Source organism: Streptomyces sp. NPDC059256 (genome assembly GCF_042753785.1).
GTDB lineage: Bacteria > Actinomycetota > Actinomycetes > Streptomycetales > Streptomycetaceae > Streptomyces.
Genome location: NZ_JBHYZO010000004.1, coordinates 189,485 through 210,109, shown reverse-complemented (window position 1 = coordinate 210,109; position 20,625 = coordinate 189,485). Strand labels below are relative to the sequence as shown.

17 protein-coding genes are annotated in these 20,625 nt (G+C 70.6%); 9 read left to right on the top strand and 8 right to left on the bottom strand.

Going from position 1 to position 20,625, the window contains the following annotated elements:
• The first annotated feature begins 33 nt into the window (after positions 1–33).
• Positions 34–1,359 carry an ABC transporter substrate-binding protein gene (locus ACFXJL_RS12425; protein WP_384691668.1) on the top strand — a complete coding sequence of 442 codons (1,326 nt, stop codon included), beginning with the start codon at positions 34–36 and terminating at the stop codon, positions 1,357–1,359.
• A 31-nt stretch (positions 1,360–1,390) separates the two neighbouring features.
• On the opposite strand, the gene ACFXJL_RS12420 is transcribed toward ACFXJL_RS12425, so the two are convergent.
• On the bottom strand, positions 1,391–2,977 hold the full coding sequence (locus ACFXJL_RS12420; RefSeq protein WP_384691665.1) for a hypothetical protein: 1,587 nt from the start codon (positions 2,975–2,977) through the stop codon (positions 1,391–1,393).
• A 197-nt stretch (positions 2,978–3,174) separates the two neighbouring features.
• Positions 3,175–4,557, bottom strand: a complete 1,383-nt coding sequence (locus tag ACFXJL_RS12415; protein WP_358877146.1) for a transcriptional regulator — start codon at positions 4,555–4,557, stop codon at positions 3,175–3,177.
• 321 nt (positions 4,558–4,878) lie between these two features.
• Between ACFXJL_RS12415 and ACFXJL_RS12410 the strand changes: the two genes are divergently transcribed.
• The 4 genes from ACFXJL_RS12410 (at position 4,879) to ACFXJL_RS12395 (ending at position 8,971) form a co-directional block, all read left to right on the top strand.
• Entirely contained in the window at positions 4,879–5,544 is a 666-nt protein-coding gene (locus ACFXJL_RS12410) for a bifunctional DNA primase/polymerase (protein ID WP_358877145.1), read from the top strand.
• A gap of 86 nt (positions 5,545–5,630) precedes the next feature.
• Positions 5,631–6,455 carry an ABC transporter ATP-binding protein gene (locus ACFXJL_RS12405; RefSeq protein WP_384635545.1) on the top strand — a complete coding sequence of 275 codons (825 nt, stop codon included), beginning with the start codon at positions 5,631–5,633 and terminating at the stop codon, positions 6,453–6,455.
• Positions 6,452–8,128 (top strand): transporter, encoded by a 1,677-nt coding sequence (locus tag ACFXJL_RS12400; protein WP_384691661.1) that lies wholly within the window; start codon positions 6,452–6,454, stop codon positions 8,126–8,128. Before ACFXJL_RS12405 ends, ACFXJL_RS12400 begins: the two co-directional genes overlap by 4 nt.
• A 405-nt stretch (positions 8,129–8,533) precedes the next feature.
• Positions 8,534–8,971 (top strand): subtilase-type protease inhibitor, encoded by a 438-nt coding sequence (locus ACFXJL_RS12395; RefSeq protein WP_384691658.1) that lies wholly within the window; start codon positions 8,534–8,536, stop codon positions 8,969–8,971.
• Between the two features lie 105 nt (positions 8,972–9,076).
• On the opposite strand, the gene ACFXJL_RS12390 is transcribed toward ACFXJL_RS12395, so the two are convergent.
• Together ACFXJL_RS12390 and ACFXJL_RS12385 are read right to left on the bottom strand one after the other, a co-directional pair.
• The gene (locus tag ACFXJL_RS12390) at positions 9,077–9,964 is read right to left on the bottom strand and encodes an alpha/beta hydrolase (RefSeq protein WP_358877143.1); all 888 of its coding nucleotides are present in this window, start codon (positions 9,962–9,964) and stop codon (positions 9,077–9,079) included.
• A gap of 869 nt (positions 9,965–10,833) precedes the next feature.
• The gene (locus ACFXJL_RS12385; protein ID WP_358877142.1) at positions 10,834–11,526 is read right to left on the bottom strand and encodes a metal-dependent transcriptional regulator; all 693 of its coding nucleotides are present in this window, start codon (positions 11,524–11,526) and stop codon (positions 10,834–10,836) included.
• Positions 11,527–11,760: 234 nt separating this feature from the next.
• On the opposite strand from ACFXJL_RS12385, the gene ACFXJL_RS12380 reads away from it, so the two are divergent.
• On the top strand, positions 11,761–12,516 hold the full coding sequence (locus ACFXJL_RS12380) for an SIS domain-containing protein (protein WP_358877141.1): 756 nt from the start codon (positions 11,761–11,763) through the stop codon (positions 12,514–12,516).
• 404 nt (positions 12,517–12,920) lie between these two features.
• Here ACFXJL_RS12380 and ACFXJL_RS12375 read toward each other — a convergent pair whose 3' ends face one another.
• The 4 genes from ACFXJL_RS12375 to ACFXJL_RS12360 all read right to left on the bottom strand — a co-directional run bounded on the left by ACFXJL_RS12375 (position 12,921) and on the right by ACFXJL_RS12360 (position 18,378).
• On the bottom strand, positions 12,921–14,345 hold the full coding sequence (locus ACFXJL_RS12375) for a PAS domain-containing protein (RefSeq protein ID WP_384691653.1): 1,425 nt from the start codon (positions 14,343–14,345) through the stop codon (positions 12,921–12,923).
• Positions 14,346–14,981: 636 nt separating this feature from the next.
• Positions 14,982–15,632: a pyridoxamine 5'-phosphate oxidase gene (pdxH, locus tag ACFXJL_RS12370; protein ID WP_384692113.1), complete on the bottom strand. Its 651-nt coding sequence runs from the start codon at positions 15,630–15,632 to the stop codon at positions 14,982–14,984.
• A gap of 161 nt (positions 15,633–15,793) precedes the next feature.
• Positions 15,794–17,365, bottom strand: coding sequence for a 4-coumarate--CoA ligase family protein (locus ACFXJL_RS12365; protein WP_384692110.1), 1,572 nt, complete (start codon positions 17,363–17,365; stop codon positions 15,794–15,796).
• Between the two features lie 167 nt (positions 17,366–17,532).
• On the bottom strand, positions 17,533–18,378 hold the full coding sequence (locus tag ACFXJL_RS12360) for a DMT family transporter (RefSeq protein WP_384635875.1): 846 nt from the start codon (positions 18,376–18,378) through the stop codon (positions 17,533–17,535).
• 211 nt (positions 18,379–18,589) lie between these two features.
• On the opposite strand from ACFXJL_RS12360, the gene ACFXJL_RS12355 reads away from it, so the two are divergent.
• The 3 genes from ACFXJL_RS12355 (at position 18,590) to ACFXJL_RS12345 (ending at position 20,620) form a co-directional block, all read left to right on the top strand.
• A complete protein-coding gene (locus ACFXJL_RS12355) occupies positions 18,590–19,447 on the top strand; it encodes a LysR family transcriptional regulator (protein WP_358877138.1) in 858 nt (285 codons plus the stop codon).
• 676 nt (positions 19,448–20,123) lie between these two features.
• Positions 20,124–20,429 carry a hypothetical protein gene (locus ACFXJL_RS12350; RefSeq protein ID WP_358877137.1) on the top strand — a complete coding sequence of 102 codons (306 nt, stop codon included), beginning with the start codon at positions 20,124–20,126 and terminating at the stop codon, positions 20,427–20,429.
• A complete protein-coding gene (locus tag ACFXJL_RS12345; protein ID WP_358877136.1) occupies positions 20,426–20,620 on the top strand; it encodes a hypothetical protein in 195 nt (64 codons plus the stop codon). Before ACFXJL_RS12350 ends, ACFXJL_RS12345 begins: the two co-directional genes overlap by 4 nt.
• The last annotated feature ends 5 nt before the right edge of the window (positions 20,621–20,625 follow it).

Sequence of the window (20,625 nt, the reverse complement as noted above, 5' to 3'; positions counted from 1 at the left end):
GGTGTTCCTCGGGCGCCGGAAACCTGATCGGCCATGACCCCTTGGCGACCCGCCCCCTTCTCGCACCTCCGACGGCTTCGCCGGCCCGCCGTGGTTCCCCGCCCCCGGCGAGTTCCGGGAGGTCCGGCCGCCGTACTGATCGCGGCCTTCGCCGTGCTGACGACCGGGTGCGGAATCATCCCCGGCACCGACGACGACTCCCGCGCGACCGTCACCGTGATGACCTTCGCCCCCGAGGGCACCGATGCCACCAACATGCCGGGCATGCCGGCCATGGCGACGGCCTACGCCCGCTGGGTCAACGCACGGGGCGGCATCGACGGGCACACCCTGCGGGTCATCACGTGCAATGAGCGCAACACCAGACGAGGGGCGGCCGACTGTGCGGACCAGGCGGCCGAGGAGGGTGCGGTCGCCGTCGTCGGCTCCTACAGCCAGTACGGCCGCTCCTTCCTCCCTCCGTTGCAGTCGGCCGGCATCCCCTTCATCGGCGGATACGGAATCTCGCACGAGGAGATGAGCAGCTTCCACTCGTACCCGGTCAACGGCGGTCAGATCTCGCTGCTGGCCGGGCATGGCATCCAACTCGCGGATGTCTGCGGACGCGTCGCGCTGGTGCGGCCCGACTCCCTGGTGGGCGACTCGCTGCCCGCCCTGCTGGACTCGGGACTCGCACGGTCGGGCCGGGAGACCCTCTCCGTGCTCGCCCCCGAGGACGCCACGGACTACACGCAGTACGCCCATCGGGCCCGTACCCATGCACGAGCCACCGAAGGGGAACGCCCGGGCTGTGTCACCACCGTGCTCGGCGATCGGACCGAGACCTTCTTCGACTCCTTCCGACGGCTGCCGGGCGAGCAGGGCGGGGTCAGGGTCTCGTCGGTCCTCGGCAGCGTCGACCAGTCCCTCATCGACCGCACGGGCGGCCCGTCGGGCATCTTCGAAGGCGCCTTCCTCACCGGCTGGTACCCGCCCGCCGGCGATGCGCGCTGGGCGGATCTGCGCCGGGTGATCGACGTCCACGCCTTCGACGACGACCGCATCGATCCGGCCGACCCGGGCGTCCAGACGACCTGGATCGCCTACACCGTGCTGACGGCGGTGATCGAGGCGCTCGACCGGAACAAGATCACCCCGGACGCTATCTCCCTGGCACTCGATCGCGGGCTCGTGGTGCCCACCGGCGGACTCACCCCACCGCTGCGCTGGCTCTACGAGGACACCATGAACGACCGGAGCTTCTCCCGGGCGGTCAACCGAAGCGTCACCTTCCAAGTGGTACGGAAGGGGCGACTGGTGGCACAGAGGCCCGACTTTGTGGATGTGACCACAACGCTACGGGCGCCCCGACGAACCTGACGGGGCAACCGCCCCCGACCCGGACCCGGGCCTAGAGCTGGTCGCTACGCCGTTCGGTCAGGTCATAGCGGGCCGCGATGGGGTTCCACAGCCCGGCGGCCTCCCGCTTGGCCGAGGTCGCCTCACCACTGGCGCGATTGCCCTGGGACGCCCTCTTGCTGGTGCGCGCCCGGCCGTCCCGGCACCACTTCTTGCTCTTGACCTGCTTGGCCCAGACCGCGTAGTGATCATCCGCGGCGGCGGACGCCTTCCATGCATCGGTGAGCGACTCGGCCAGTTCCTCGTGTTCGGGCAGCCGGTCGATGTCCAGCTTCTCCAGCCGGTCCACCAGACCGCGGCGCTGGTCGGCCGCCCCCCGCAGATCCCTGGACGCCTGGTCCAGGTCCTTGCACTCCTTGATGTTCGCGACCGACTGGATCACCACCGCACGGCTGTCGTTGCTGTCGTCGAGCAAGCGGTCCAGCGCCCGCGCCTGCTGCTCGACGGGGTCGGCGGCAGCGGCCTTCGGCGAGTTGGCCGCACTCGGGGTGGACGGGGCCGCGGCGACGTTGTTCCCCGGGACGGAATCAGCCGGCCGCTCGTCGTCGCCGCCGAACACCAGTGCACTGACACCGAGCCCGAGCACCGCACAGCCGACGACGACGGCGACACCGACCATCGGCACCGACGAGCGGCGGCGCGGCCCGGACCCGTCCTGTCGACGGCGGCTCCGGGGCGGGGCGGGCGGCTGTGGGGGCGAGGCCGCGGCGAATCCGTCCGTCGGTGGCGTCGGGTCCGGCCCGGCACCGGTACGGAAGAGGTTGTCGAACTCCGCGGGCGGCGGACGGTCGCCGGGGGCGCCGGGGCGGATGCCGTAGGGAGCGCTGGTCGGGGCGTCGGGGACGGGCTGCTGCCCGTACGGTCCGGTCGACCGCTGGTGAGAGGGGGGCGCCGGCCGCTCAGGAGGCAGGGCGCCCGGTGTGACCGGCGGCAGATAGGCGGTCGCGTCGGCAGCTGCGGGTACACCGGGACCATCCGATGACACGGACACGGGCGGAATCACCTGCGTCGCATCCATCCCACCCGCAGGCCCGGGCGGCACCGGCGGCAGATACGCCGTCGCATCCGCAGCCCCGGGAACACCGGGACCATCCGATGACACGGACACGGGCGGAATCACCTGCGTCGCATCCATCCCACCCGCCGATCCGGGCGGCACCGGCGGCAGATACGCCGTCGCATCCGCAGCCCCGGGGAACTGCTGATGGGGCGCATGGCCGTGCGAGGAGTCGTACGGGGGCGCTGCGGGGGCCACCTCGTCAGGCCGCGGGCCGGACGCAGCGGTGGGGACGCCGACGCCAGGTGATCCGTAGGGGTCCGCGCCGGGTGGGCCATAGCCGGGGTGCTGCGCGTAGGGCTGCGCCAACTCGGGTGACCCGTAAGGGCCTTGCGCGGACGGATCGGTCACCGGCTGCTGTGTTCCCCAGGGTTCGCCCCACGGCTGACCGCCAGCGGGCGCGGTCCGGTCGGCCGGCTCCCCTGGCACCCAGGGGCCGGAGCCGTCGGCGGGCAGTACGACGCCTTCCCGGGCGGGCCGGGCATCGGGATGCCGCTCATCACCCTGTCCGCTGTGTGTCACCAGGACTCCTACGTATCGGCCTACGGAACCGTCGGGTCACGCTACCGGGTGCCCTCCGTCGCCCTGCGCACACATGTGCGGGGGCGGGGCAACGACCCTGGACACACGGCCCGAGGGCCGTTGATCTGTGACTGCAGTCACAACTCCCGGGCCGTTGCCGCCCGTCTCTCAGGCCGTCACAAGACGGGCTCGCCCTCCTAGGCGGCCTGCATCTCGACACGCGCCCCGAACTCCCGGACCGCGGGCTCGTCCCCGTACGGCTCCAGCCGCAACTGGAAGTCCTCCAGGTACTCCGCGCCCCGACTGGAACGCAACTGCCCCAGCAGTTCCACCGCACGGGTCCCCGTGTGGCACGCCTGCTCGACCTCGCGCTGCTGCACCTGGGCGGTGGCCAACAGGACAAGACCGATCGCCCGCCGCCGCGCCCGGGACTCCGGATGGCCCTCAACGGACTGGGTGGCGTGGTGCGCGGCTGCTTCCGGCTGCCCCAGATCGCGGTAGCAGTGGGCGAGTTCATCGGCGAGGTACGCCTGGTCGAAGTGGGCGATCCAGCTGGGGTCGTCCCCACCCTGCGCCTCCGCCCGCTCCAGCGCGGCCAGCGCCTTGCCGACCACGGTGTGGCAGGTGTGGGCATCACCCAGGAGGGCGTGCCCGCGCGCTTCCGCCGCGAAGAACATCGCCTCGGCCCGGGGGGTGATCCGCCCGCGGGCCCCTTCCTGCGCGGCGCGCGCCAGTTGGGCGATCTCCCGCGGATTGCCCAACTGCGCCGCGAGATGGCTCATCGACGCGGCCAGTACGTATCCGCCGTACCCACGGTCCCCGGCGGCCTGCGCCAGTCGAAGTGCCTGGATGTAGTAGCGCTGCGCGAGACCGGGTTGGCCCGTGTCCACGGCCATATAGCCGGCGAGTTCGGTGAGTCGGGCCACCGCCGCGAACAGGTCACGGCCGATCGCATCCCGGTACGAGCCCGAAAGCAGGCCGGAGACAACGGAGTTGAGGTAGTGCACCACGACCGGGCGTACATGTCCGCTGCCGAAGCGATGGTCGAGTTCGGTCAGGGCCCGGGTCATCGCCCGTACCGCCTCGACGTCAGAGGCGCCGACGCGCGCTCCCGCGGTGCGCGCCACCTGGCCGTCCGCACCGGTGATCAACCAGTCCCTGCTGGGCTCCACCAGCGCCGAAGCGGCCACGGTCGCCCCGGACAGAAAGTCGCGGCGACCCACGTCACTTCGCCACAACTCGCACACCTGCTCGATCGCGCCGAGCACGGTCGGCGAGAACTGAAGGCCGACCCCCGATGCGAGGTTCTTCCCGTTGGCCATGCCGATCTCGTCGATGGTGACCGTACGGCCCAGTTTTCGGCCGAGGGCCTCGGCGATGACACCCGGCGCGCGTCCGCGCGGCTGCTGCCCCCGCAGCCAACGGGCCACCGACGTCTTGTCGTAGCGCAGGTCGAGCCCGCGCTCCGCGCCGACCATGTTGACGCGCCGTGCGAGCCCTGCGTTGGAACATCCGGCTTCCTGAATGAGCGCCTGCAGCCGTTCGTTCGGCTGTCGGGCGACAAGAGACCTGGCTGCCATTGGTAACCCCCTGAGGCCACGATCCACGGAGGGATCATTGCCCGGCTGATTTACGGAGAATGCAGACTTCCGCGGCTTGGTCTGTTTTTTCCAGAAGTCCCGGCGGATTTCCGGATCACGCCGACTATGCTTCTGGCGCGGGCAGAGACGGCGTGTCGCCCCCCTATGTATCAGTGGGTACCCGCCCCCGTGGCCGGTCCGCACGCGCGCCCCCGTCCGTGCATCCATGCGCCCCATATGCGGGATCATGACCCCGGGCGGCCCGTAGGACGCCCGTAACCCTAGGTGACAGCGGAAGTTGAGTGGTGCGTGGAAGAGACCATGGGAGTTGCAGAGGCCGCACAGATCCCCCAGCAGAGAGGTGAGCAGCTGCTGGATCATGCCGTGCGGTACGCGGAGGAACGGCACTGGGACGTTTTCCCCGGTACCTGGCTGGTGTCGGACGACGGCAGGGTGCGCTGCTCCTGCGAGCAGTCCGACTGCGCTGCGCCGGGTGCGCACGCCACCGGCTCGGACTGGGCGAACCAGGCCACCGGAAGCGCCACCGCCGCACGCCGCATGTGGGGCAAACACCCCAAGGCATCGATCCTGCTCCCCACCGGCCGCACCTTCGACGCGCTCGATCTCCCGGAGTCCGCGGGCTTCCTGGCACTGGCCAGGCTGGAGCGGATGGACCTCCCGCTCGGCCCGGTGACCTGCACCCCTGATCGACGGATGCTGTTCTTCGTACTGCCGGGCGGCGCACAGAAGGTGCCGGACCTGGTCCGCGGTCTCGGCTGGGCGCCGACCTCGATCGATCTGATCGGCCGGGGCGAGGGGCACTACATCGCGGCGCCGCCCACCCGGGTGGGAGCGCAGGGCGCGGTGCAGTGGGCTCGTCGTCCGACGCCCGCGAACCGCTGGCTGCCGGATGCGGAAGAGCTCATCAGCCCGCTGGCGTACGCCTGTGGACGTGAGGCGGTGGCGGCCCGCGCCCGCGGGCTTTAACTGGCGCTTACATAAGGTGGACCCGTACGGACGCGAACACACTGTCGACGCGTAGAAGAAAACGGGAACACCGAAAGGCGGGCACCATGCCGGATGACCGGGCGATGGGAGCCGCGGAGGCGGACGGAGCGAACACGGCACCGTCCGCTGTTCGCGTCGAGGGACTCTGGAAGAGATTCGGCCAGCAGATTGCCGTATCCGGCATCGATCTGACCCTGCCCGCAGGCAAGTTCATCGGCTTGGTCGGGCCCAACGGCGCCGGCAAGACCACCACGTTGTCGATGGTCACCGGACTCCTCCGCCCCGATCAGGGGCGCGTCGAGGTCGCCGGGCACGACGTATGGCGCGATCCCATCGCCGTCAAGGCACGGATCGGTGTCCTGCCCGAGGGACTCCGTCTCTTCGAACGTCTTTCGGGCCGGGAACTGCTGGCCTACGGCGGGCGGCTGCGCGGACTGCCGGGCGACGAGGTGGACAAGCGCGCCACCCAACTCCTGGACGTCCTCGACCTCGCCGGCGCACAGCACAAACTGGTCGTCGACTACTCCACCGGCATGCGCAAGAAGATCGGTCTCGCCGCGGCCCTGCTGCACAACCCCGAAGTGCTCTTCCTCGACGAGCCCTTCGAAGGCGTCGATCCGGTCTCGGCCCAGACGATCCGCGGAGTCCTGGAGCGGTACACGGCCTCCGGCGCCACCGTCGTCTTCTCCAGCCATGTGATGGAGCTGGTCGAGTCGCTCTGCGACTGGGTCGCGGTCATGGCCGGCGGCCACATCCGGGCCCAAGGCCCGATCGCCGAGGTCCGTGGCGAAGCCCCGAGCCTCCAGCACGCGTTCCTGGAGCTCGTCGGTGCGAGCGGACGCGATGCGGGAGACTCCCTGGACTGGCTCGGCGGGGGCGGTGCGCGGTGAGCGCCGCGGACAATCGAACGACGCCCGCACCCCCAACCGATGCGCTGGCACCCGTCGGCGGCCCCCGGGGAACCGAACTGGGCGCCCGACAGTTGGCCGGAGTCTTCGTCCGGCTCAAGCTGTCGCTGCTGCGCAACGGACTGCGGCAGTCCTCGGCGCGTACGGCCGTCTTCGTCATCTCATTGATCTTCGCCCTGCTGATCGCGGCGGGCCAACTGCTGGGTCTGGTGCTGCTGCGGGGCAACGAGCACGCCATGACGGTGGCCGTGCTGCTCACCGCGCTGCTCGCCCTCGGCTGGGCGGTGCTTCCGCTGTTCTTCCCGAGCGGTGACGAGACCCTGGACCCGACTCGGCTGGTGATGCTGCCCCTGCGTCCGCGTCCGCTGGTCTTCGCCCTGCTCACCGCGTCCCTGGCGGGCATCGGTCCGCTGTTCTCGCTCTGTCTGGTGCTCGGTGCGGCGCTGGCGCTCTCCCATGGCGCGTTCGCCGCCGTGATCTCCGTGGTCGCCGTGCCGCTGACGCTCCTGGTGTGCGTGGCACTGGCCCGGACGGTGGCAGCCGGCAACGTCCGTCTGCTGACCTCGCGCAAGGGCCGCGATCTGGCCGTGCTCAGCGGTCTGGTGATCGCGGTCGGGATCCAGGTCGTGAACTTCGGCGCCCAGCAGCTCAGTCGCTCCGGTGGGATGTCGGCCCTGGAACCGGTGGCCGAGGTCCTGCGGTGGCTTCCGCCCGCTGCCGCGATCGGCGCCATCGACTCCGCGGCCGACGGCTCCTACGCCGTGGCCCTCGTCCAGCTGGCCCTGACCGCCCTCGCCCTCCAGGCCCTCCTGTGGTCCTGGGGGCGGAGCCTGACCGCTCTGATGACCACGCCCGACGGCTCCACCCTGGCGGCGTCCTCGGCCCCGACCCGCAAGGGGTCGTCGACCGGCATGCACCGGCTGCTGCCCGAGGGGCGTACGGGCGCGGTGATGCAGCGCAGCCTGCGCTATGTGTGGCGCGACCCCAAGACCAAGGCCGCGTGGGTGTCAGGGCTGGCCATCGGTCTGCTCGTGCCCCTGTTCAATGTGCTCCAGGGCGCCGGATCGATCTACTTCGCCTGTTTCGCCGCGGGGATGCTGGGCGTCCAGATGTACAACCAGTTCGGTCAGGACACCTCGGCCTTCTGGATGGTGTCGCTGACCATCTCCACCACCCGTGACGCCTACGAGGAGCTGCGGGCCAGGGCGCTGGCCCTGCTCGTGATCACGCTCCCGTACACGGTGCTGGTCACCGTGATCGTGGCCGCGGTCCTCGGGGACTGGAAGACGTTGCCGTCGGCGCTGGGTCTCTCGCTGGCCATCCTGGGCGCGATGCTGGCGACCGGCGCTCTGGCGTCGGCGCGCTTCCCCTACTCGATCCCGCAGGACAGCGCCTACAAGAACGCCGCCCCCGGACAAGGCGCCATCGCCTGGCTGTCGATCCTCGGCGGCATGCTCGTCGCGACCTTGCTCTGCGCTCCGGTGATCACGGCGACGATCTGGCTGCACCTCACGGACGGGCACGACCAGCTGTGGCTGTTGCTGCCGGGGGGCGCGGCGTACGGGATGCTGATCGGTTGGGCCGGGGTGCGGCTGGCCGCGCCCTGGACCGCGAGGCGACTGCCGGAGATCCTGACGGCGGTCAGCAAGGGCTAGGACCACCCGGCAACTCCCGTCTGGTGGATCTTGCAGAGTAAGGGCCTCTGGTCGAGCAACTGCTCGACCAGGGGCCCGTCTTCGTACATCCAGTCCACCGCGGCAGCGATGGTTTCGCGTCGAAGGGAGAGGGCCGGGCAGTCGCACTCCTGTGCTGATCGCCGGCTGACGGTTCTCGGCGGTGCGGCTCCCGCGGGCAGAAGTCCAGTTGGGGTGCGGACGCACCACGGCGAAACCGGCCCGACGGAGCCGGCGACGAGCCGTCCTTGAGGCCGGATGGGTGATCCCGCCCATGGGGGTACGGCTGGAAACGGGTGATGGGTCGTCGACCCTCGCCGTTCTCACCGTCCGCGTACGCAAGACTCCCGAGCGCAATCACCCGCAGTCGTGAAGGAGCTTCCTCCCATGCGTCGTACGCACAGCGTGCTCGCCGTCACCACCGCCCTGGTTCTGGGCGGAACGGCCGTCGCGGCGGCCGAAGCCGCACAGCCCGCTCGTGCGGGCGCCCTGTACGCACCCTCCGCGCTCGTGCTGACCATCGGCAAGGAGTCGGCGGCCGGCGCCACCACCGTCGAGCGGGCCGTGACCCTGGACTGTGCCCCGGCGGCGGGCGGCAGCCACCCGGCGGCGACTGCGGCCTGCGGTGAACTCGACCGCGTGGACGGGGAGTTCACGGCGCTGCCGTCCGCGCTCGCGTACACGACCTGCACCCGCCAGTTCGACCCGGTGACGGTGACCGCTGACGGCGTGTGGCGGGGGCGGCACCTCACCTGGTCGGGCACGTACAACAACGGCTGCGAGATGGTGGCGAGCCTCGGCGGCGGCGCGGTCTTCTCCTTCTGAGCCTCGGCCCCGGAGGGACGGCCCCCTTCGCGCGCAGGCCCCGGGAGCACGGACCGCATCGCCCGTGCTCCCGGGGCCGCCCATGGACGCGACAGTGGCCCGTGGTCACTCCTCCTGTCCGCGCACCCCTTCGAGGAAGGGCTCGATGGCGGCACGCCACCCCTCCGGCTGGTCGTAGTGGATGAGGTGACCGGCATCGGGCACCTCCGCGTACTGACCGCGCGGCAGCACCCTGACCATCTCCTGGGCCTCCGCCCGGCCCAATTTGCCGTCCACGCCGCGGACCACCAGCGTGGGGCACTCGACCAGGGCCAGATCCTCCCAGTGCGCGTCGTGGACCCACGCCTCACGCGACTTCAGCATCTGCCGCCGGGAGAAGACCGGGCGCCAACCGTCCGCCCGCTCGGCCATCACCTCCGCATAGAACTCCCCCCGGGACACATTGGGCTGTTCCATCGTCGGATCGTCCTCGCCGAACCACTTGCGCACATCCGCCAGCGTGGCGAACGGCACCGGCCAGGCACGGAACCACTCGTCCCACTCGCGCTGCGAGGCCGCCCCCAGGGCGGAGGCCCGCATATCGCAGATGATCAGCGCCTTGACCAGGTCCGGGCGTCTGGTGGCGACCTGCCAGGCCGTCAGCGCGCCCATCGCATGGCCGATCAGCACCACCGGAGCGACGCCCAACTGTTCGATGGCGGCCTCGGCGTCCGCCGCGTACGCCTCGCGGGTGTAGGGACCCTCCGCCGGCTTGTCGCTCCGGCCGTGGCCCCGCTGGTCGAGCGCGATGGCCCGATGCCGCTCGGCGAGCCAGCGGGCGGTCGACGCCCAGTGGGAGGCCCGGCCCATCAGTCCGTGCAGCAGTAAGACGCCGGGCGCAGGTGCGGACTCGTCGGCCACCTGCTCCTCCCCGCCCCCCTTCGGCGGATCCGCGTACTCCCAAGCGGCCAGCCGTACGCCGTCGGCTCCGGTCACGTCGATGCGCCGCACCATGTGCCCGGCACCCCCTTCTGTCCCCTGTTGACCTGTTCGGCTGCCCACCCGCAGCTTATCGAACTCACATTCGAAAACACGCTTCTGACGTGCAACACCCCTCGTTCGAGTGACCGCCTTCCAGGATTGACCGTCGCTGCCTGGGGGAGATCTTCAGCGGGAGGCGGGCCGCTCGGGGAAGACGGTCCGAGGGGATTGACCCTGGGAGCTCGGGGCTCCGGGTCAACACAGGGGAGGACGGGCCCCGGCGCTCTTGGGCGCCGGGGCTCTCCCTTGCGGCACTGCGCGTCCGCCCCGCCCGTTCCGTCGATCTCATCGGATACATCAGGCACGTCAGGCACATCGAATACGTCAGGCACATCGGGCTCACGCCATGGAGCGATCGTCGAAGGCGCCACTGCACCAGGGACGCCCCAGGGCGCACCGAGAGGCCGCGGCAGCCATGGCCACCGCCCTCTTCCACCGGGTCGCCGCCGAGGCAGGGAGCCCGTCGATCTTCGAAGGCGACGCGAACCCGTGGGGGGAGAAGTGCGGCAGCGACCGTGCGCGGGCAGTCTCCATGACTGCTCCGAGGCTCCCGACGGCGCTCCATGGGCCGCGGGACACGCGTAGATAGATTCCGGGGGCCGAGGACCTGTGGACTGCGCTGCTCGGTACGCGGGGCGTACGACGGGCGCATCACCCTGATCCCTCCCCGGCCTTGGGTCATATGCCTCGGGCCCAGACTGGCACGCGATTCGCCCGGGCGTTGCCATTCCGGGCGGAAAACGTTCTCAGAGATGCCGGTGAGGGCGCTGGGGCGCACGCCCCATGTCTCCCCACCGGAGTACGCGGGCGGGACCCTCAACAGGGTCCCGTAACCCCGCGCTCTACTGCTTGGCCACGAAGACGTGCGAGGCCACATCGGCCTCCAGCTCCGCCGCCTCACCGCTGCTGCCGACGAGCACCCCGCCCGCCGACTCCGTCACGCTCACCACGGAACCAGGCTGGACGCCGGCCCGACGCAGCGTGTACATCAACTGGGCGTCGGTCTGGATCGGCTCCCCGATCCGACGGACCACCACCGTCTTGCCCTCGACCCCAGGGTCGAGATCGGCGAGCGAGACCATGCTGTCGTCCAGGAAGGGGTCGGCCTCGGCCTTCTCGCCCAGCTCCTCAAGACCCGGAATCGGGTTGCCGTAAGGAGACTCGGTGGGGTGGCGCAGCAACTCCAGCACCCGCCGCTCGACGGCCTCGCTCATCACGTGCTCCCAGCGGCACGCCTCGGCGTGGACCTGCTCCCACTCCAGCCCGATGACATCCACCAGCAGGCACTCGGCCAGTCGGTGCTTGCGCATCACGCGGGTGGCCAGGCGCCGCCCCTCCTCGGTCAACTCCAGATGGCGGTCTCCCGCGACCGTCACCAAACCGTCCCGCTCCATGCGGGCCACGGTCTGGCTGACCGTCGGGCCGCTCTGGTCAAGCCGCTCCGCGATGCGCGCGCGCATGGGAACCACACCTTCCTCTTCGAGCTCAAGGATGGTGCGGAGATACATCTCCGTGGTGTCGATCAGTCCGGACATACGTGCCCCTCGATGAAATCGTGCGCTGCGGCCCCGACTCAATTCTTACGCATCGCACTGACAACTGTGTCGCGCCGGAGAAAGCCGGTAGCTCAGGCCGTATTGACAGTGCAGTGGTCCAGACCTCAACGTGATCCGCGGCACGGGATATTCCCGGCACGCTCCATGTTCCATTCGTACCCGGGTACGCGTGTTTCGCATAGCGTTCCCACACACCCCCGAAAGGGCTCGGCGATGAGCGAGAGCAAGCTGGCCGGTCGGTTCTTCGACGCTTCGATCGGTCTGCTGCAACGCGTACGGGACGAAGAGGCGGAGAACATCGCCGCCGCGGGCGAGGCGATAGCGGACACCGTAGCCTCCGGAGGCCGGTTGTTCGCCTTCGGCGCGGGCCACTCCTCGCTCGCCGCACAGGACGTCGTCTACCGCGCCGGCGGCTTCGCACTGATGAATCTGCTCGCCGTCCCGGGGGTGGTCGGCGTCGACGTGATGCCGGCGACGCTCGGCTCCGCGCTCGAACGCGTGGAGGGCCTGGCATCGGCGGTGCTCGACACCAGCCCGCTGAAGGCCGGTGACCTGCTGGTGATCATCTCCCTGTCCGGGCGCAACACCCTGCCGGTCGAGATGGCGCTGAACGCCCAGGCGCTGGGGATGAAGGTCATCGGGGTCACGTCGGTGGCCTACGCGGACGCCACCAGCGCCCGGAACGCGTCCGGCACCTTCCTCAAGGACCACTGCGACATCGTCCTCGACTCCAAGATCGCCGTGGGGGACGCCGAGCTGACCCATGAGGGGATCGAGGCGCCCTTCGCCCCGGCGTCGACCGTCGTCACCAGCGCGATCATGCAGGCGATGATGGCGACCGCGGCGGAGCGGCTGGTGGAGCGGGGCATCGAGCCGCCGCTGCTCAGGTCGGGGAACGTGGACGGCGGGCACGAGTGGAACGGCCGGGTGATGACGGAGTACGGCGACCGGATCTTCTACCGGCGCTGAGCCGTACGCCGGTGGATCCCCCCTGAGGCGCCCGGCTCGGGCGGCCGTCCTCCGGGGGCAGGCCAAGCCTCCGTACACCTGGACATGCCAGGAGGTGCGGAGGCTATCCCCACGGCGAACGGCGCCCTGGTCGCCGTGTCGCTCGTCGACCCGGCGGCCGGGGCCTTTGCCTACCCGCCGTCGGGTACTCGGGGCCGGTCCAACGGCGTGGCACGACCCGTGCACCTCCAGGCCGTTTCCTAGTGCTGTGACCGGAAAGGTTTGCCGTGGGGCCCGCGGCGTTCGGTGCGGTGCATCGCAAGGCGGAGGTCCACGGCTCGTACTGGACGTACTTGCGTGGTCCGACAACACGGCGAGGTGCCGTGCCGGGCGTCGCGGGCCGGTGAACGTTTCCGGTCACAGCACTAGCCGGCCACCAGGGCGGCCATGTCCAACGAGGACGCCGTCAGGGACGACATGCTCTCCGCGTACACCGCGTCCGGCCGTTCGAACGCAGGCCGGGAGGCGCCGCGGAGGAAGGTGACGACCCCGAGCGTGCGGCCCCGGCTCCTGAGCACCGTGCAGAGCGCGTGCGCCATGTCCCGCGGCCAGCGCCGGTCCTTGGACCACTTCGCGAACTCGGCCCCGGATGCCGTGCCGGGCGCGCTCGCCCGCACCGAACCGGTGCGATCGACGGCCTGGAGCGCCGGATGCCCCGGCGCATAGGGGATCGGCGCACCTCCGCCGGTCAGGGGGAGGCACGGGCCCGGCGCGCCGGCCGGTGTTGCCGCCGCGCGGATGAGCCGCCCGCCGTCGACCGGCTCGAATAAGTCCACCACCACGTGATCGGCGAACCCGGCGAGGGCGAAGTCGAGATAGGTCATGGCCGCCGCGGTCGGGTCCTCGCACTCGGCCGCCGCCCGACCCGCCCGGTGCAGTTGCCCCGCGCGAAAGCGCAGCCTGTCGGCCTCCTGTTCGGCCAGGCGCGATTCGGTGATGTCGTGGAACAGCCAGGCCACGCCCAGCGGCACCGGCTCCTCGGCCAGCGGGGAGCCCAGTCTCAGGAAGCCGCTGCGCCAGCATCTGCGCCGGCCGACGGCCGGCCCGGTGCGGGCCGGGTCCTCGGCGCTGCCGGCCAGGGTGACCCACAACTCGCTCAACCCGCGCTGGGCGCCCTCGGCCAGGACGTGGTGGAGCGAGGACTCCAGCTGCTCAACGCCGTCGACGACCATCTCGCCCAGGGGGCGGCCCAGGGGTGAGCCGCCGCCCGCCGCCAGGGCCCGCTCGGCATAGCCGTTGACCGTGGTGGGGCGCAGATCGACGTCGACCAGGACCACACCCCAGGAGGCGTCGTCGAACAGGGCCTCGCTCAGGGCGATGGAACGCTCCAGGTCGATCTGCGCATGGACCTCGCTGAAGGCGCAGTAGACCCCGGCCGGACTGCCGTCGGCGCCGAGGACGCGCGCCGACTGGATCCGTACGAGCACCCGCCCGCCGTCCTTGCGCAACAGTGCGAACTCGTCGACCTGGCGCCCTGGCGCGGCCATCACCGCCATCAGCCGGCGCGCCACCTCGTCCGCGTCGGCCCTGCGCACGGCCCATCCGGTGAACCCGCGCCGGCCCACGGCCTCGTCGGGTGACCAGCCGAGGATGCGTTCGGCCTCGCGGTTCCAGTGGGTGATCGTGCCGTCAGCGGCAAAGGCACAGAGTGCCGCGTCCATCCCGTCGAGGAGGGCGGCAAGCAACTCCGAACACGGCTCGCTCACCGTGTCGTCCTGCGCGGTTCCGCCGCGGCCCGGGGGCCAGGACGAGTCGGCCGCCTCACTCGTCTCACTCTTCGAAGCACTCATACCGGCCCCCTGAAGGACGCGTCCGCGCGAGTTGATGCACGTCAGACCATTGAACTCGAACGTGACCGGGGACACACGGGGTTCCGAAAAAGCCGTGCACATTAATTCGGTTGAACGGGCCGAGCGGGGGTTCCTAAGGTGTGGGCACACAAGAAAGGAGGTGGTTCGGAAGATGTATGCATACCGGACGAGTGAGGTGGCTGCGGGCTAGGGCCTGCCGCCGCACTTCGTGCAGTCGGCAGACCTCCTGCCGCAATCCAAGCAGTCACCGACCCGCGGGCTCGCCGGTATCGTCCGGCCGGCCCCTCCGCAAGGAGGGACCCGAGCCCGCGGGTTTCTGCATGGGCGCACCACACGATGAAATTCGTCATGTGCACGCCCATTTTTTGCGCTTTTTGAATGACCCTGTTCCGACTGGTCCGATTCCGTGTCGCCGCATTTCGTCCGTCCCCACCCCGGGGAAGCGGCCAGGGAAACGGCCGGGGGATTCCCACGGCCCCCTGGCTTCGGACCATTCCCGCGGGGCCGTCTGCACCCTACGGTGAGACATCGTCGGCGCCGCCCGGCACCGGGGAACGGCCGGGCAACGGCCGGGCAGCGACCCGCCGGGGAGCCCCGCGGGGCGAGCAAGCGCTCTCAGGGGGACAGTCGCTCGACCCGCCACGCCTTGTCCCCATCGCCGTGGCCCTCCTCGCCCGGTGCCCGTACGTATCGCAGCCGGTCGTGCAGCCGGTTCTCGTGCCCCTGCCAGAACTCCGCCGTCTCCGGCACCACGCGGAACCCGCCCCACTGAGGCGGCGCGGGCACCCGCTCCCCCTCCGGATAGCGGTTCGCGAGTTCCTCGTACCGACCCACCAACTCCTGTCGTGAGCCGATCACGGACGACTGCTCGCTCGCCCAGGCGCCCAGTTGGGAGCCGTGCGGACGGGTCCGGAAGTACGCCACCGTCTCCTCACGGCTGACGCGCGTCGCGGAGCCGGTGACGATGATCTGACGGGCGATCGGGTGCCAGGGGAACAACAGCGAGACCCAGGGGTTCTCGGCGATCTCCCCGCCCTTGCGCGAGGTGTAGTTGGTGTAGAAGACAAAGCCCCGACCGTCGTAGTGCTTGAGCAGCACCGTGCGCGTCGAGGGGCGGCCGTCGGGGGTGGCCGTGGCGACGACCATCGCGTTCGGCTCCTGGAGGGCAGCCGCCGTGGCCTCGCGGAACCAGCGGGCGAACTGGTCCATGGGCGTGGGCGCGAGGTCCGACTCCAGGAGGGGCGTCGAGCGGTACTGCTCGCGCATGACGGCGGGATCCGGTACGGGCTCCAGGTCGCTCGACGTACGCATCCTGGCGGCGGGGTCCGGGGCAGCGGCGTGATCGGTCACCGCCTCATCCTGCCCCACCGCCCCCACCGCGCGACACGCAGTGCCAGAGCCCGTTCCCCGACTGCCCGGCGAACGCCCTATCCGCCTTCGCGTTCACGGAGCTGGCGCCGCAGGACCTTCCCGGAAGGCGCCCGGGGAACCGTCGTGACGAAAGTGACGCGCCGGACCTTCTTGTACGGGGCGACCCGGGCGGCGACATGGGCCATCACCTCGTCCGGGGTGAGCTGTCCAGCGGCCACGCGGCGGACGACGAAGGCGGCGGGAACCTCCGTACCGTCCTCCTCGCGCACCCCGATCACCGCCGCGTCCGCTATCGACGGATGGGTGAGCAGCACCGCTTCGAGCTCCGCGGGGGCGACCTGGTAGCCCTTGTACTTGATCAGTTCCTTCACCCGGTCGACCACGAACAGCCAACCGTCGTCGTCGACCCGGCCGACATCTCCGGTGAACAGCCAACCGTCCTTGTCGACCATGGCGGCGGTGTCGTCCGGACGCCCCAGGTAGCCCTGCATCACCTGGGGGCCGCGGATCGCTATCTCGCCCTCCTCGCCCGGGCCGACGGTACGCGTCCGGTCGTCCAGGTCGACGATCCGCATCTCCGTGGACGGAAGCAGTCGGCCGACGGTCCCCGATGGCGGGTCCTCGGCATCCAGGGGAACGGCATGGCAGGCGGGCGAGAGCTCGGTCATGCCGTACGCCTGCCGGACGGGAGGCAGTCCCAGCCGGGCCGAGCAGGCCAGGGCCAGTCGGGCGTCCAGGGGTGCCGCCGAGCAGACGATGTGCTCCAACGAGGTGAGGTCGTAGCGGTCGACCGCCGGGTGCTTGGCGAGCGCCAGCACGATCGGCGGCGCCACGTACAGCCGGCTCACCCGGTGCCGTTCGATCGCCACGAGGAAGCTGTCGAGCTCGAAGCGTGGCAGTACGACGACGGTCGCCCCCTGCCGGAGCGGCCCGGTCAGCAGCGCGGTCAGCCCGTACACATGGAAGAACGGCAGCACCGCGAGGATGCGGTCCCCCGCTCCCAACGGCAGCAGGGGATGGAGTTGGGCGAGATTGGTGGCGAGTGAGCGGTGGCTGAGCCGCACCCCCTTGGGCAGACCGGTGGTACCGGAGGAGTACGGCAGGGCGGCTATGTCCTCGGCCGGGTCGATGTCGACGTCCGGCTCGGGTGCCGTCGAGCGCAAGAGGTCGCGCACGCTCCGGCGCCCTCCGGAGTACTCGCTGACGAAGATCTCGGCGATCCCCGGCACCAGCTCGGCCGACCGTCGGGCCACTTCGAGCAGGGCAGGGACGGTGATGATCCAACGGGCACACGAGTCCCGCAGCTGTCTGGCCAGCTCCTCGGCGGTGGCCAGCGGATGGACGGTGGTGACGGTCGCACCCGCGCGGGTCGTACCGAAGAAGAGCCCCGGATAGCCGATGGTGTTGGGGCTGTGCAGGGCGATCACATCGCCCTTGCGCACGCCCGCATCGGCGAGGGCCGCGGCGATCCGACGGTGTTGCTGATCCAGCTCGGCATAGCTGACGGTGGTGCCGTGCACCGCGTCGATCAGGGCGGGCGCGGCACCCAGGTCGGCGGCCCTGGCGAGCACCGCTTCGTGGATGGGTTCACTGACGGGCTGGACGTCTGCGTACTGGCTGCGGAACACCACGGGAGCCCCCTCGCTGTTGCATCGCCGTGCAGACAAGGCTGGAGGCCCAGAATCGCGGTTGCGCCCCCTCTTGGGGAGACCCGGGGAGGCTCCGGATGCCGTGAGACGGGTGTGGAGGGATCAGATCCGGCCGAATGCGACGATCCGACCGGACCCCGCCCCGACTACTTGCGGCGCACCTGGGTGCGGACGGCTCCCATGCTGGCCACGATGACCAGGCTGATGGCCAGCGCTTCGGTGACCGCGAGCGCCTGGTTGAGCACCAGGAATCCGGCCGTTGCCGCGACCGCAGGCTCCAGACTCATCATCACCGCGAAGGTGGACGCCGGCAGCCGCCGCAGCGCGAGCAGTTCCAGCGTGTACGGCAGTACCGACGACAGCAGTGCGACTCCGAGGCCCATCAGCAGGATCGAGGGCTCGATCAGCTTGCTGCCGGCCTCGACCAGTCCGAACGGCAGGCTGAGCAGTGCACCGAACGCCAGCGCCAGGGCCAGACCGTCGGCCTGTGGGAAGCGTCGTCCGGTGCGTGCACTGAAGACGATGTACGCGGCCCACATCCCGCCCGCGGCAATGGCGAGCAGCGCACCGACCGGGTCCAACCGGTCGAATCCACCGCCGCTGAGCAGGACGACGCCCACGAGGGCCAGTCCCGCCCAGACGAAGTTGATCGCCCGCCGGGACACGATGACCGAGAGCGCCAGCGGACCGAGCACCTCCAGGGTGACCGCAGCGCCCAGCGGAATCCGGTCGATGGACTGGTAGAAGAGGATGTTCATGCCGGCCATGGCACTGCCGAAGGCGACGACCGTGCCCCAGTCCGCGCGGGAGTGGCCGCGCAGCCGGGGCCGGCAGATGATCAGAAGGACGAGTGCGGCCAGCACCAGTCGCAGGGTGACCACACCGAACGCGCCGGCCTCGGGCATCAGCAGAACCGCGACCGCCGCCCCGAACTGGACGGACAGCGCACCGCCGACCACCAGCCCGACGGGCCCGAGCGAACCGCCGCTCAGCCGTGCCCATCGACCCTCGGCAGGCTGTGCCGCATCGAGCGCCGCAGCGGTCTCGGGCCCCTCTGCGGCGATTGCACTTCGCACCTCGTCCACTGGAGCCCTCCACGGCTAACAGATGCACACCTTCGGCCCAGAGCGGGCCGAACACCACGCTACGGCCTGCCGCGCATCTCGTGAAATGCCGACTGGTCTGCGGTTATGCTGCGGGCGCATGAGCATCGAGCTGCGTCATCTGCGCGCCTTCCTCGCCATCGCCGAGGAGGGGAGCATGACCAGGGCGGCCGTTCGCCTCCATCTGACGCAGCCGGCGGTCTCCCGCGCGCTGGCCGCGCTGGAGAAACAGTTGGGTACGAAGTTGGTGGACCGCTCGACCCACCATCTGGCGCTGACCGGCGAAGGCAGGGTGTTCCGCGACAAGGCCGCGGCTGCCGTGGCGGCCTTCGACGAGGCGTTGGATCCGAACCGGCTGCACCACTGGCCGTTGCGCCTGGGGCATGCGTGGTCCGCGCTCGGCCCCCATACGACCCCCCTGTTGCGCCGGTGGGAGCGCGAGCAGCCCCGGACCCCGTTGGAACTGCTCCGCATCGACGACCGCACGGCGGGGCTGGCGCGCGGCGCGGTGGACGCGGCGGTGCTGCGCGGGCAGGTGGACACGCCCGGTCTGGTGACGGAGCTGCTGTTCATGGAGCCGAGAGTGGCCGCGGTGACCTCGGACGGACCGCTTGCGGCCCGCGCTGAACTGACCCTTGCGGACCTTGCGTCGGGACCGGTCCTGATCAATCTGGTGTCGGGGATCACCACGGTCGATCTCTGGCCCGAGGACGGGCGCCCGGTGTCCACGGTGACGGTGACCAACACGGACGACTGGCTCACCGCGATCGCGGCGGGCCGGGGTGCGGGGGTCTCGGTGGCTTCGACGGCGAAGATGCACCCGCACCCCGGGGTCGCCTACCGTCCGCTGCCGGACGCCCCACCGGTCCCGGTGCTGTTGGCCCACCGGGTCGGCCCGGGACACCCGGCGCTCCCGGCGCTGCGGGAGCTGGCGCGGGAACTGACCCGGGACGCATAGGCCGGCCCGCGATATGACCACGCTGTGCGCCCGGCTCTCGGCACCGGCCGTCGTACCGGGTGCCGAGCGCTCTTGATCGTCAGCCATCGACGGCGATCGCCCGGACCCAACAGCACGCCCTGACCCCGGATGGCCTCCCGACCTCACAAGTACCCCCGTACAGAGGGAAGTTAGAGACATCGACCGACACGCGACGGCGGGCGACACTTGTACGGTCCCCGAGCAGTCATACCCATGATTCCCGCCGCTCTCCTGGTGATCAGCTCCCCCAGGGCTGGTGTTGCACTCCTCGTGGGGCATTTCTCGGATGCGCTCTGGAAGATCACCCGACGGGGCTGCACTATGACCTGGTGCGGTAGCTCGACCTTCCCAGGAGCCGGGAAGCGCGAGCGGCCCGGGCCTTCGGTCGTCCGCCGAAGTCCGTGCGCGTAGTACCGGACCGGCACCGTCGCCCCGGAACCCCTGCCCCGGCGGCGGAGCGCGCATCCCCGTTCGCCCTCCCCGGGGCGAGCACGGCTTGGCATTTCGCGCACCGGAAACGGCTGCGCTCCTGAACACCCCGGAGTACGCGCGGGCAAAAGCAGCCGCCTGCGCCCTGTTCCCGATGCGCGCTCGACGCGACCATGGACGGGGCCCGACAACAGCGACGAGTAGCAGTTGAGGAGCTGACCCCCACATGTGTGAACTGATCGCCCGCCTGCTGCAGTGGGCAGCACGTCTCTTAGGAGGGGGCAGGGGTGAACTGATCCCCGACTGCACCCCGCCCCCCATCGACCCCTGGACGCAGCCCTGGGCCACCCCGACCCCGGTCCACGTCATCGAACGGCACTGCCCGTTGCGCGGCGAGGACTCCCGGCTGGTGAGGCCCTACGCCCCCGCCGACGACACCTTGGAGCTGCGACCGATACGACCGCGTCGAAGGCTTCTGTACGCCGCGATGGGGCTCGACCTCCCCGTCACCGCCCGAGGAGCGTCCGTATGACACTCGACGCCCTCACCGCACCCGCCCCGACGGTGTTCTGCGCCGACTGTGTCGAGTGCGGGCGCGCCACCGCCGCCGCCGTCCCCGTTCGTTGGACGCACGCGGGCGAGATACTGCTGTACGCCTGTCCCCATTGCGCGCCGCTGCTCACCCCGGGCCCAGCCCCGGATGAGTACGCCCCGTCCCGGTAGTCGCG